Genomic DNA, 12,595 nt, shown 5'->3' on the forward strand with positions numbered 1-12,595 from the left:
TGGTTGCGGGAGCAGGATTTGAACCTACGACCTTCGGGTTATGAGCCCGACGAGCTACCAGACTGCTCCATCCCGCGCCAGAAAATAACGTTGTTGGTTTGAGGTGTTTGATGTCTCCCTTCAACGTGGGGCGTATTATACATACGCACTTTTGTAACACAAGGACTTATTACTTAATTATTCTACTTTTCTGACTGAATGCTTTATATTTAATCGTTACGTTCAATCATCAACCAATTTAAGCGTATTTATTAAGCATTAGGGCTTAAAGCTTTCCATTTTATTCGCTAATTTAAAATCAAGTTCACTCAAACCACCTACATCGTGAGTCGTTAATTTCACATCAACTCGGTTATAAACATTAAACCATTCAGGGTGATGTTTCAGTTTCTCGGCCCAAATAGCAATTTGTGACATCCAACCAAACGCACGAATAAAGCTCTTGAACGTAAATGTCTTCTCAATAGAATCTTTGTTCAAAACCCATTGTTCATCTTTTTCTAAACCTGCATTTAAGCTATCAAGAGATTCCTGAATTTCTTCACTACTTAGTAACGTACTCATATAGGTCTCCTTTGTTAGAGTAAACAATGTAAACAATAAGCGATCTGAATTCAGCATTTTTACTAAGGATGAGCCGGGAAAGTCAGGCTTGGTTTGGGAAGAAATCTTTACAATAAAAAGCGGCCTATGAAAGTGCTCGTGATGAACAGTCTTCATAGGCCGCTAACTTGGTTTGGGTTAAAAGCGTAAAGCGTTAAAACTCTACCGCTAACCGAGCGTAGATTTGACGCCCACGTGGATCGTGAACCTTCGAGTCAAAACCACTATTGGTAAACAACTGAGGAGGATCTTCATCAAACAAATTCAACCCGCCAACGGTAACAACATAACTTTGCTCTGTTTCAAATAGTGAGCCTAGGTCAATATTGTACTGGGCATCTACCGTTACATGGCTATCAACTTCATATAACCCATTTGTACAGCTTCCCAAGTTAGTGGTGCCATCAGCACAGTTTTGGTCGTCGTCATAGGATGAAATATAGCGAACAAATACGTTTGCCGCATGTACGTCGTTTTTCCACGCTAAACCAAAGTTCATTCGAAGCTCTGGTGACGACACCCCAATATTATTGAAGTTTCTGCGCCCTGCCCCGTCGATGTTACCTGCTTGAGGGTCCATCAAGTCATACTTCATGGTATAGGTCCCATTTAATGACGGAGTGAAGCTACCAAGCTCAGTGTCAATTTTGTAACTCGCAACAAAGTCTATACCCGAGGTTTCCATAGAACTGGCGTTCACATAGGTATTGTTAATTTGCAATACAGGCCCTGTTGTAGGGTCACCGGCACGAACAACTCGGTCAGTGTCTGTGGGGTCTAGATTAAGTACGGCTTGGGCATTTTCTTGGATAATTAAGTCGGTAAACTCAAAATTCCAATAATCTAATTCAACCGAGAAGTCTCTGAATGGTTCATAAGAGAACCCCACATTGTAAGCGGTAGACTCTTCAGGCTTAAGATCTTCATTACCTGAGGTTCTTACAGCAACGAATGCTGTTGCACCTTGAACCGGGTCGATGACTTGTTGTAACGAGGTAGCTCCGCCCTGTGCTAAGAACACGGTTGGTGCCCTAAACGAGGTAGAAATTGAGCCCCGTAGTGAGAATTCATCAGTTGCACGATATGAAACCGCAAGCTTAGGGTCTACCGTACTACCGATACTGCCGCCGTAATCTTCATAACGTACTGCTAGCTGCACATCTAGATCTTCACTTAATGGTAAGGCTAATTCACCAAAGGCGGCCCATACATCTTGTTTACCATCAATATCTGGGTTACCAATAACAAACGTAAAGCTATCTTGGTTAGCTAAGTCATCATAGTCTTGGCTTAACTGTTCTTCACGATACTGAACGCCAAGTGCCAAGGCAGCAAAGCCACTGCTCATTTCAAAAATATCAAAAGAGGTAAAGGCTTCAAAAACTTCAAGATCGGCTTTCGAATCAATCATTTCAGTACCAGTGAAAGAATCTACCACATAATCTGAATTCGGTGCCGTAGTATAAGAAGTTGCAAATGGATTAAAGAATTCACAATTTCCTTCCCCCGGTGTGCCCGCAATAGGATCACACGATGAGCCACCTAAGCCATACAAGGCAAGCTGAAACTCAGTATTTAACACATCAGGTACCGTAAAGAGAAAATCATTCACAGCGCGGGTATAGCTTACTTCCCAGAAACCCGTGTCTGTTACACCTTGAACATTGGTGCTGAATCTAAACGTATCAGATTCTGTATTCGCAGCATCACCTTCAAACCCATTTCCTTCTGCACGACCAAAGAAGGCGACAGATTGACCGAATGGGTTTTGTGGATGATAGTCAGGAACAATTGGCGAAGTAAGAATGGGGAAGCTTGGTGCACCACCACGTTCAGCCCGGTTACGTGCCATACTCAGTTCGGCAGACCAGGTTATATCGTTAGCAAACTCATAATCAGCTCTAACATAAGTATTTATTCTACTCTCATCAGCAACATACGAATAAAACTTACCGAAATCGAATCCACAGAAACCGACTTCTAGTCCTGGAATAGTACCGCTGGGTGCTAATAAATCTGGCGAGCCGCCAAACTCTTCACATCCATACGGGTCGATAATCGGTAATGCACCCACGCCTGGTACCGTTACAAAATAAGAGGCTGGGTTACCTAAAGCACTCGTATCATCTTCAGGGCGGCTTAAGCGTCTGTCACTTAAAAACAACGGAGAACGGTTTGTGTAGCTAATTGCTGCTAGCACACTGCCTTTTTCTCCAGTGGCACCCCATAAACCTTGGAAAATGTATTCTTTGTTATCACCATGGGCACCATCTTGATAATCAACGCTAACCATCGCACCATCGTAGTTACGTTTGGTGATGAAGTTAACGACACCGGCGACGGCATCTGAACCATATAACGCAGAGGCCCCGTCTTTAACGACTTCCATGCGGTCAATGGCAATCATTGGTACTAAAGAACTGGTATCAACGAAGTTTAATCCTTCGTTAGTTGGTTGAGCGGTTACCACTTGGCGTTTGTTATTTAACAGTACTAAGGTAGAGGCAACACCTAACCCACGTAAGTTGATGTTTGAGGTGCCAGCTGTGGCATTTTGTGTAAAGGCGTCAGGATTGTTCTCAGCACCGGTATTGATAGTGAGTGTTTGTGTAATATCAGCTATATTTTTCGCACCTATCGAATCGATAGCTACACTGTCTACCACCGCTAATGGTGACGGTGACTCAAAGTTTTCACTACGACGAACAAAGCTCCCTGTAACGAGGATTAATTCTACATCCTTTTTATCTTTCGATTTAGCTTCAACTTCTTCGTCAACGTTTTGCGCATACGCTAAAAAAGGAGAACAAAATAAGGCAGAACTGACTAATGCAGCTACTGCAGTCTTACGCGTTTTAAATTTCATAGTGTGATTCCAAATCTGGGCGCATCACTACCGGCAAAACCCACACTTTCCGCTAGTAACAGGCTGAACGATTTCTCATTGTTATTGTGTAAGGTCAATGAACAATCTTTGACCTGCAAAATCGATGTTAAGCGTCATCACACACTTTGTAAATTTATTGTGAATAATGTATTTACATTAATTTTACATATGGTCAGACCACATCGACTTAAGGCTAATGCCAAAAAAAATCACCACACTGATTGAGTAGTTCTTTCCCAACTTTGTATTTTTTTCTTAGATCAACATTTTCAACCTCTACAGCATATAAAATAAAGCATATTAAATTCATACCCTTAGATACATATCACCTCGGAATAATTCTTGAATAACCAAGGCACTACTATGAGAAAAATGAAAGAGTTTTATGGAATTTCCAAACGTCGATGACTTTTATCAACTGATTACTGAGAAACTAGAAGGCTGGATAGAGAGCGGAATTAAACATTTACCTAATTTGGTAGTCGCAATTTTAATTGCCATTGTGTTCGGATTATTGGCAAAAGTAGTAGGAAATGTTGTTGGTAAGGTAATGCGCAGAGCATTTGAATCTCGCCAAATTGCAAAACTTCTTACATCAATTGTTAAAGCATTAATCGTTGTTTTTGGTATTTTCATTGCTTTAGATTTTGTTGGGCTTAAGGGAACTGTTACCTCGTTACTAGCAGGTGCTGGTATTGTCGGTCTCGCCATTGGTTTTGCATTTCAAGACATGACAGAAAACTTAATAGCCGGTATTGCCATGGGAATACGCAAACCGTTCGAGATTGGCGATGTAGTTAAAGCAGAAGGTGTTTTTGGTACAGTAGAAGAAATTAACCTGAGAAATACCCTTGTATCTACGTTCTACGGGCAACGTGAAGTCATCCCCAACAAAATTTTATTCCGCAATATCCTGACTAATTACTCAGTAGAAGGCATTCGACGAATTGAAGTGCCTGTTGGCATATCATATGCCGATGATATTGAAAAAGCAGCCGATGTAATTACCGAAGCTATAAACAAAAAAGATTATGTGATTAAAAAAGATGAAACCGCAGTCTATGCAGAGTCTTTTGGCGACTCAAGTATCAATTTATTGCTGTGGTTTTGGATACGCTACCCTGGAGATCCTGGTTTTATGGTGGTTCGCCACGAAGCTATTTGTACCGTAAAGCGCGTATTGGAAGAAAACGATATCTTGATCCCCTTCCCTATTCGTACCTTGGACTTTAATGCTAAAGGCAGCGACAAGCTCAGTAGTATGTTGGAAGCTAAAGAAGAGAATAAAGACCGCGATTCAAATACTAATCGCAGCAATTCAGGCGAATCTGGCGAACAGGCAGATTCTGCAAATGAATCAACTAACGACACACCACTAGATGATTAACATCAGGAGGTACAAAATGAAAACTTCACTTTTATCATCATTTCTAAAATCTAAGTTACTAAGGGGCAGCTTTACTGCACTATTATTTTCAACTGCTGTAGTTGGCGTAAACGGATGCGCTACTGTAGAAGGTGCTGGGGAAGATATCCAAAGTGCTGGCGAAGCAATTGAAGACGGCGCACAAGACGCTTCAAATTAATACCTGTATAAAATGATATGCCAAGACCACGCTATTTACACTTTAGCGTGGTCTTTCTTTTAAATTGCAATGTAAAAGCTATGCACTTATATAAAGCATATAGTCTAGGAGACCCAACCTTTTGCACACTTTATGCTCAATGAGCGCACAAACTATGCTCAAAGATCGCAGATTCAAAGCTTTTTTCTTTATAAATAAGTACCTAGGATTACTGCTATTATAAGTAGTAAATTTGAACTGCTTGACCCAAAGCCCCCGTCACACCTCATCCCGCTATCCCATCCCACTCAGTTTTCAACCAACTAAAAGTACTTCGTTAAGGCAAATACTTACTGAGTTTGTCGTTTATTGAAATTCTCTGGAACGGTACTTGCTGCACTTAAGCGGCTATCTTCAAGCGTTTCCATCTGTACGCACGTCTATTTTCGAGGAAACCTGTGAGGTTTGATTTTAAATAAGTTTTAGATAGATTTTTAAACGTAGTTGGTAAAGGGAGCGCCATGCCAGAGATTAATTTTGAAAGTTTAATGCTAGTGCCTGAACTCGTTATCGCTGTTGTTGTGATAGTAGCTAACTTATTAATGTTTCTGATAAAACGTATTTTCCTTCGCAAATTCTCATCCTTCACAGACAGAACCACACACTTTTACGATTCGCTACTAGCACACTCATTAAACGTACCTTTAACCATCCTTATCTTTGTCATCGATATTTGGATGCTAAATTGGCTACTGGATAAGTACGATATTTCAAATGAATCGTATGCCACTTCTATATCAATGTCATCAAAGATACTGCTGATTACAGCGGCCATACTCTTCCTTAACCGCTTTGCTGTGGGATTGCTGGCCAATCATACCCAACGCTCAGATTCTCTACGCAGCAGTACAGGCATTATTAAAGGCATTGTTAAGGGCCTGATTATCGGCATCGGCATTCTTATTATGCTTGGCACCTTGGGGATATCAATCACACCCATTATTGCCTCTTTAGGTATTACTTCACTAGCAGTAGCGCTTGCGCTTCAGCCTACCCTCGAAAATTTCTTTTCGGGTGTACAGTTGGTGATGGATAAACCCATTAGAGTGGGAGATTTCATTGAGCTAGAAAGTAAAGAACAAGGTTTTGTAGAAAGAATTGGATGGCGTTCAACCTGGATAAAGATGTTACCCAACAACACCATCATCGTACCAAACAGCGTGCTGTCTGAATCAAAAATTATTAATTACTTTTATCCAAGCAAAGAATTGTCCGTACCGGTAGATGTAGGCGTACATTATAATTCAGATCTTGAACATGTCGAGCGCGTTACCCTTGAAGTTGCTAGAGAGATATTAGTGTCACACAAATGGGGAATAGACGATTACGATACGTTCGTGGTGTATCACACTTTTGATAATTCCAGCATAAACTTTACGGTGATGTTAAGGGCACAAGAGTACTTCCATCGCTTTTTCATTAAATCGGCGTTTATCAAAGCTTTGCACCAGCGCTATGCCGCTGAAGGTATTATTATTCCTTACCCGATTAGGGCAATTAATACCGATCAGGAAAGCGCCATTGTTGATGTTCGAAACACTATCCCACCCGCAAATCAAGGCACTGGCAACGATAGCAATTAACACAAAAGCGCAAGCCCCTTATAAGCGTGGCTTGCGCTTTAAGTGCATTGGGCCTAGTTAACTAAACCCACACGCCTAACCTGGCTGCATTACCGCCAACATCAAAAAGGTGCCTACCAATGCCGGCTTTCCAGAGGAAGCCAGCACACAACTTGATTCCATCTTAAATAACTTACCAGCAGGCTTATTTACTACCTCTGTCAGTTTAAAATGATATTTAATAGCGTCACCTGATTTTACAGGCTCTAAAAAGCGTAATGAATCAATACCATAATTGATGGTGGACGCTATTTTATCTGATGGAGCAAGCACACCTTCGAATGCTTTTGGCATAACAGAGGCGGTAAGAAAGCCATGTGCGATTGTCGTTTTAAAGGGACTTTCTTTTTCACATCGTTGAGTGTCGAGATGTATCCACTGATAATCTCCAGTGGCTTCAGCAAATTGATTGATCATATCTTGTGAGATGGTCAGCCATTCTGCCTGTTCAAGGGTTTCCCCTACTTCTAAGTCGATGAGTGTTTTCATTTTTTTGACCAGTGGTAGTAAATTTAAGATAAACAGTACTATTGATGCGTTGAATAATTCAATTAACTTTTAATAATAGGTATTTATAAATAACCTTGTTACAATAACGTAAAAATAATATTAACCAAAGAATTCGCCGGTTACTTTTTGGTATTTTCATACTGGCACTCGCCAGACAAGGATTTCGCAATGAATCTTAATAGAATCGATTTGAACCTTTTTGCTGTATTCGACGCAATTTATACAGCGGGAAGCCTAACAAAAGCAGCTGATGTTTTATGTATCACTCAACCTGCAGTAAGTAACTCGCTGGCCCGGTTAAGAGAAATGCTTAATGACCCTTTATTTGTTCGTACAGGGCACAGCATGACGCCTACGCCAGTTGCACAGAATATTATTGTGCCTGCACGACAAGCATTAGCACTTTTGAGAAGAAGTGTTCAAGAGAGCCACACTTTCGACCCTTTAACTGCTGAAAAAGCATTTAATTTTGCAAGCAGAGACTTACTTGAAGTTAGCATAATGCCTAGGCTAGTTTCTCGGTTACAAAATTTAGCCCCTAATATTAGCCTGACTAACTATGAGATCCCCCGTAGCCAAATTGTGTCAGCAATGGCCAGCGGTACGTTAGATTTCTTCGCCGACGCATCGACTTTTAGCGATCCGCATTTATGCAAAGAAAAAATAGCGCAAGATAGATTTGTAGTGTTGGCCCGTAAAAACCACCCTGCATTAAAGAACGGTTTAGATCTCGATACTTTCCTACGCTTAGGCCACATTAATGTATCGCAACGTAAGTCAGGCTCAGGTCCAATTGATGTTGCACTAGATAGAATGGGTAAACGCCGTAAAGAAGTTATGCGTAGTCAGCACTTTTTAACCGTGCCCAGCACCATAGTAAAAACTGACCTTATTGCTTGTTTACCTTTTCATTTAGCTAAGCATTACGATTTAGCGATTTATGAATTGCCCTTCGATTTACCCACAGTAGAGTACTTCTTATACTGGCACGTGAGTGCAGACCATGATTACGCCCATATGTGGATGCGTGAACAAATCATGGAAGTATCGAGTCACTTTAAAAGTCACTAAATATCGTTCATTCTAGCGAAAAGCACCGCCTAAATAGGCTGTGCTTTTTTGTTTCTGCTTCTTATAACCTACTCATTCACTTCGCTAGCCCCTCATTTACCTAGATGCGCTCTTAACCTAGCCCTCCGTTTAGATATCGGACTATATACCTTAGTATTAGACGTAGTCTTTCTAACCCCTCCTAATTTGCGTTTAATAGACCCCAACGAGCAAACATAATTTTAAATAAACCGAGGAATTAACCATGTTGAAAATCGTTAAAACTTCGCTAGTAATTGCAGCTACTTTAGGTGTATCTGGCATGGCGCAAGCCGACGTAAACGAAGCATTAGCAAACATTTGTACTATCGTACAAGCAGACGATAAAGGTGAGTTACGCAAAAAAATGCGTTCTGTAGAATCTGACTACCGCCTTAAACTAAAAGATTACTATTCAGGTGTTAGCTGTAACGGCAACAGCTTGATACGTACAGCTATGCTTAGCAACGCTGTAGAAGCAGGGTCACTTTTGGTTAAGAAAATGCCAAAGAGTGATTTATCAGCCCCAGAGACTGATGGTAAAACATTGCAAGCGTGGGTATCTGAGAATGGCTTTGAAGGAAACGAAATTGCCACAGTCTTGAGCGGACGTTTATAAGTAGTCTTGAGCGGACGTTTATAAGTAGTCTTGAGTGGACGTTTATAAGTAGTCTTGAGTGGACGTTTATAAGTAGTCTTGAGCGGACGACTGTAGAAAGCACTGAGCGACATTATAATAAGAATTCACATACCATGTGAACAGATTCAACATGGTTGCAGAGAAATCTGCATTTAAAGGGGCGACCATATGGTCGCCCTTTTTCTTATATTCCTGCTATAAAATAACCGCTATAGGCAACGAGCTATACAGCTTCCACTTCTGTTTCAACAGAAGCTAATTGCTTAGCGATATCAAGGATAGATTCGCCATTATAAATTCGGCCTAAATATTCTTGATAAACAGCAGTAAAGTCCGCATCTTCACGTAAATCACCAAAGACACTGGTTACATTTAAGAAAGATAACGCGTCAGTATTGTACTTCGCAGCAGCTTCGTGCAATTCATCAGCAAGTTGGTCTTGAATAACCAATGGAGTACCTTTTTGCGAAGTTTGTTTATCTGAGTAAAAACTCCACGCTGCAAGTACTAATGCGCTTATATTAACTTTTCCGCCCTTCGCTAAATTTTCGCGAACGGTAGGCAATAAAAACACAGGAATTTTTGCTGAGCTTTCTAAACAAATTCTCGACAGTGAATCTTTGATATTTGGATTAGCAAATCGTGCTAACAAAATATTTTTGTAATCGTGAACATCGATACCTGCCACCGCATCCAAGGTAGGCATCACTTCTTCCACCATAAAGGTAGCAAGTAGCGAACGAAGTTCCGATTGACCCACACTTTCGTGGATAGTATCAAGATCGGCTAGCGAGCCTGTTAAACCTAATACAGAGTGACCTGCGTTTAACATTCTCAATTTTAACTTTTCGTACGGTGCTACGTTATCAACAAACTGAGCGCCTACATCTTCAAACGCTGGGCGTTCGTTGCAAAACTCATCAGCAATAATCCACTGATCGAAAGGTTCGCATACTACAGGCCAGCTATCTTCAACGCCCGACTCAGCTAAAGCTGCTTTATCTTCATCCGTGGTCGCCGGTGTAATGCGATCTACCATTGAATTAGGGAAGCTTACGTTTTCTTCTACCCATGTGGCGAAATCGGCATCAGCTAGACGAATGTAAGACAACAACATAGCTTTTAACACATTACCGTTGTGTTGAATGTTGTCACACGACATAACGGTAAAAGGAGCAATGCCCGCTTGCTTACGCTTTTTCAGCGCCGCCATTAAATAGCCAAATACTAATTTTGGCGATTCTGGGTTAGCAAGGTCATGCTGTACATCTGGATTGGTGGCAATAAACTCACCCGTAGTAGGGTCGAAGTTATAGCCGCCTTCAGTGATAGTTAGCGACACTATTCTAATTGCTTCAGAGGCCATTTTATCAATAATGGCCATAGGGCTATCCCCGGCAATTAGAAAGTCGGTAAGTGCACCAATAACTCGAGCTTTACGCTCGCCGTTAGCGTGCTTTTCCACCAAGGTATAAAGGTAGTCTTGTTCTTTTAGTAGCGATTGCATGTGGCGGTCTGCTTCACGCAGCCCTACCCCACAAATGCCCCAAGAGGTATCACCTGTTACATTCATATACGCATCTACGTACATGGCTTCGTGGGCGCGATGGAAGCCGCCCACACCAACATGGACAATACCGGCTTCTACACGAGATACATCGTACTGAGGTACAGCGATGCTCTCATCAAGAGAAGATAACGCAGTACGGTTCAAACGCATATTAGTTGCTGGTTGCATAAAAAACCTCTATTTCGCAAGTGCTTTGTGGCGACGCATTGACCAGTAAGCAGTAGTAAAGTAAATAATTGTGCATACGAAAGCCAAGTTAAAGAACAGCTCTCTGTTACCTTCATAATTGGCTACATCTGGGCTTAGCGAAAACGTATTAATCGCTAATAACGTTGTAACCAGAAGGCTACCCCAGGACACAACTTGTAGTAATTTCGATAACATTGACGTGTCAATTGCAGGTGTTGGAAGTTCAGCGCCTTGACGCTCCTGCTGCACTTCAACTTCTTTATCGAAAGCATCCATTTCTGCTTTTTCTTCAACGTATTGACGTTTTGCACCATATTTTGCTGCCAATAAGGTGTAAACAATGATGGTGAATATCCACGTTGGAATAAACAGATAGTAGAAAGAAATAATATCTAATGCATTAAGACCAAAACCAAATACCAGCCCAAGTCCCCACGTTGCAACCGCAGGTGTACTGTGGGTTAAGTTTTGGAAATGTGCCCAATAGCGTGTGTAACCAATACGCGGAAAGATTACGTGTTCAGCGAAAACAATGCCGCCAACAGGAACCACTAACAACCCAGCATAAGTCAACAACGGAAGCAGCTTAGTGAATACGAAAGGGAAACACGCGATAACAACGGTAACCATACCCACTGTAGCAGTGGTTTTAATGCGTGATTTATCTTTAAAAATAGCCTGAGCCGCTAAGCCTGCACGGTATAAGTTTGCATTTGCTGTTGTCCAACCGGCAACAATAACAATAACCAAGCCAGATAAACCTAATGCATGGAAAGCAACGTCACCTGGATCTAATTCTGTAATAGATTTTTGAACGATGATAGCAGTACCTGCGCCCATAATACCGGCAGAGATCCATGCTACATAATGACCAAAAAGCATACCCGCTGACGTAGTAAGACCGTAAACTTTACGCTTAGCGAAACGAAGCATAGCCATATCAATCAAACCGAAATGGGTGATGGTGTTGGCAGCCCAAGAAAAACCAATAACCTCAAGTAAGCCAATGCCCTGTTCGCCCGATGGCGTTAAACCAGTCCACACTGACACAGAACCAATATGCATGAAGTCAGCCCAGCTTGTTAGGAATGTTTGACCAATTACTGCATCGGCCAACGCTGGCATTAACACTAGTGGACCACACACGAACATAGTGAATAACCATGGCGCACAAATACGCGAAAAGTCAGAAACCGCGTTGAAGCCGTACATGGCAACAAACACCACGATAACGCCAACGGCCGCAACAACACCTACAAACGCTAGGTTCGTTGGATACCAATCTAGTTGGGCAGGAATGTTCAAAGCAAATCTAACCGCGGTCGCTGATACCGTGATCATTGCGGCAGAAATGACAGTAAATATGATGACGTTGGCCCAGTTATAGAGCTTAGTCATTGAATCACCAGCAATTTTTTGCAAGTAAGTATATAAACTAAGGCGTGTATCTACAGCGATAGGTGCTGTTATTAATGTCCAACTAAGTACCGCTAAGATGTTACCGATAAGTAAACCAAACAGGATGTCGGTCATGGTTGCGCCGAGGGCAACAAAGGTAGCACCAAACACAAACTCTGTGGCTGCAACGTGCTCACCGGCATAAAGTCCCATGAAGTGCTTCCAGCCTTTCAGCTGGTGTTTAGCAACGGGTAGTTGCTCGTCACCTATTTGTGCAATGTCGACATTGCTTGAATTTGTTTTCATTTTCTATCTCGCTACTTTATTCATCATTCATCGCTTTGGCATGAATTGCTGTACTTATACAGCTAATTTTCAAAGCTTCACTTGTTATGAATATTTTTAGTACGTTAACACTTATAAAAACGACATCATTGCATGAACCTAAATAGAACACCGTTC

Annotated in this window: 10 protein-coding genes and 1 tRNA gene; 5 read left to right on the top strand and 6 right to left on the bottom strand. The window is 41.6% G+C overall.

The features are described from left to right. The 3 genes from Q4561_RS19085 to Q4561_RS19095 form a co-directional block, all read right to left on the bottom strand. Positions 1–77: transfer RNA gene (locus Q4561_RS19085), tRNA-Met, on the bottom strand. A gap of 181 nt (positions 78–258) precedes the next feature. Beyond that, positions 259–564 carry a 4a-hydroxytetrahydrobiopterin dehydratase gene (locus Q4561_RS19090; RefSeq protein WP_303462844.1) on the bottom strand — a complete coding sequence of 102 codons (306 nt, stop codon included), beginning with the start codon at positions 562–564 and terminating at the stop codon, positions 259–261. A gap of 193 nt (positions 565–757) precedes the next feature. Continuing rightward, positions 758–3,469, bottom strand: a complete 2,712-nt coding sequence (locus tag Q4561_RS19095) for a TonB-dependent receptor (RefSeq protein WP_303462845.1) — start codon at positions 3,467–3,469, stop codon at positions 758–760. A gap of 406 nt (positions 3,470–3,875) precedes the next feature. Between Q4561_RS19095 and Q4561_RS19100 the strand changes: the two genes are divergently transcribed. The 3 genes from Q4561_RS19100 to Q4561_RS19110 all read left to right on the top strand — a co-directional run bounded on the left by Q4561_RS19100 (position 3,876) and on the right by Q4561_RS19110 (position 6,698). Continuing rightward, complete coding sequence (locus Q4561_RS19100) at positions 3,876–4,877, top strand: mechanosensitive ion channel family protein (RefSeq protein WP_303462846.1); 1,002 nt, start codon at positions 3,876–3,878, stop codon at positions 4,875–4,877. Positions 4,878–4,893: 16 nt separating this feature from the next. Continuing rightward, a complete protein-coding gene (locus Q4561_RS19105) occupies positions 4,894–5,076 on the top strand; it encodes an entericidin A/B family lipoprotein (protein WP_303462847.1) in 183 nt (60 codons plus the stop codon). A gap of 500 nt (positions 5,077–5,576) precedes the next feature. Then, on the top strand, positions 5,577–6,698 hold the full coding sequence (locus Q4561_RS19110; protein WP_303462848.1) for a mechanosensitive ion channel family protein: 1,122 nt from the start codon (positions 5,577–5,579) through the stop codon (positions 6,696–6,698). 75 nt (positions 6,699–6,773) lie between these two features. Here the strand turns inward: Q4561_RS19110 and Q4561_RS19115 are convergent, their stop codons facing one another. Next, positions 6,774–7,226, bottom strand: a complete 453-nt coding sequence (locus Q4561_RS19115) for a MaoC family dehydratase (protein ID WP_303462849.1) — start codon at positions 7,224–7,226, stop codon at positions 6,774–6,776. A gap of 189 nt (positions 7,227–7,415) precedes the next feature. On the opposite strand from Q4561_RS19115, the gene Q4561_RS19120 reads away from it, so the two are divergent. Next, the gene (locus Q4561_RS19120; RefSeq protein ID WP_303462850.1) at positions 7,416–8,318 is read left to right on the top strand and encodes a LysR family transcriptional regulator; all 903 of its coding nucleotides are present in this window, start codon (positions 7,416–7,418) and stop codon (positions 8,316–8,318) included. A gap of 244 nt (positions 8,319–8,562) precedes the next feature. Next, positions 8,563–8,955: a DUF3718 domain-containing protein gene (locus Q4561_RS19125; protein ID WP_303462851.1), complete on the top strand. Its 393-nt coding sequence runs from the start codon at positions 8,563–8,565 to the stop codon at positions 8,953–8,955. 244 nt (positions 8,956–9,199) lie between these two features. Here Q4561_RS19125 and Q4561_RS19130 read toward each other — a convergent pair whose 3' ends face one another. Together Q4561_RS19130 and Q4561_RS19135 are read right to left on the bottom strand one after the other, a co-directional pair. Further along, the gene (locus Q4561_RS19130) at positions 9,200–10,714 is read right to left on the bottom strand and encodes a mannitol dehydrogenase family protein (RefSeq protein ID WP_303462852.1); all 1,515 of its coding nucleotides are present in this window, start codon (positions 10,712–10,714) and stop codon (positions 9,200–9,202) included. Positions 10,715–10,723: 9 nt separating this feature from the next. Beyond that, the gene (locus Q4561_RS19135) at positions 10,724–12,439 is read right to left on the bottom strand and encodes a cytosine permease (protein ID WP_303462853.1); all 1,716 of its coding nucleotides are present in this window, start codon (positions 12,437–12,439) and stop codon (positions 10,724–10,726) included. Positions 12,440–12,595: the final 156 nt, after the last annotated feature.

Origin of the sequence: Alteromonas sp. 1_MG-2023 (assembly GCF_030547075.1) — a bacterium.
Classification (GTDB): domain Bacteria; phylum Pseudomonadota; class Gammaproteobacteria; order Enterobacterales; family Alteromonadaceae; genus Alteromonas.

Coding starts and splice junctions, on each gene's coding strand:
- Q4561_RS19090 (WP_303462844.1), bottom strand. CDS start 564: ATGAGTACGTTACTAAGTAGTGAAGAAATTCAGGAATCTCTTGATAGC.
- Q4561_RS19100 (WP_303462846.1), top strand. CDS start 3,876: ATGGAATTTCCAAACGTCGATGACTTTTATCAACTGATTACTGAGAAA.
- Q4561_RS19135 (WP_303462853.1), bottom strand. CDS start 12,439: ATGAAAACAAATTCAAGCAATGTCGACATTGCACAAATAGGTGACGAG.
- Q4561_RS19115 (WP_303462849.1), bottom strand. CDS start 7,226: ATGAAAACACTCATCGACTTAGAAGTAGGGGAAACCCTTGAACAGGCA.
- Q4561_RS19110 (WP_303462848.1), top strand. CDS start 5,577: ATGCCAGAGATTAATTTTGAAAGTTTAATGCTAGTGCCTGAACTCGTT.
- Q4561_RS19120 (WP_303462850.1), top strand. CDS start 7,416: ATGAATCTTAATAGAATCGATTTGAACCTTTTTGCTGTATTCGACGCA.
- Q4561_RS19105 (WP_303462847.1), top strand. CDS start 4,894: ATGAAAACTTCACTTTTATCATCATTTCTAAAATCTAAGTTACTAAGG.
- Q4561_RS19125 (WP_303462851.1), top strand. CDS start 8,563: ATGTTGAAAATCGTTAAAACTTCGCTAGTAATTGCAGCTACTTTAGGT.
- Q4561_RS19130 (WP_303462852.1), bottom strand. CDS start 10,714: ATGCAACCAGCAACTAATATGCGTTTGAACCGTACTGCGTTATCTTCT.
- Q4561_RS19095 (WP_303462845.1), bottom strand. CDS start 3,469: ATGAAATTTAAAACGCGTAAGACTGCAGTAGCTGCATTAGTCAGTTCT.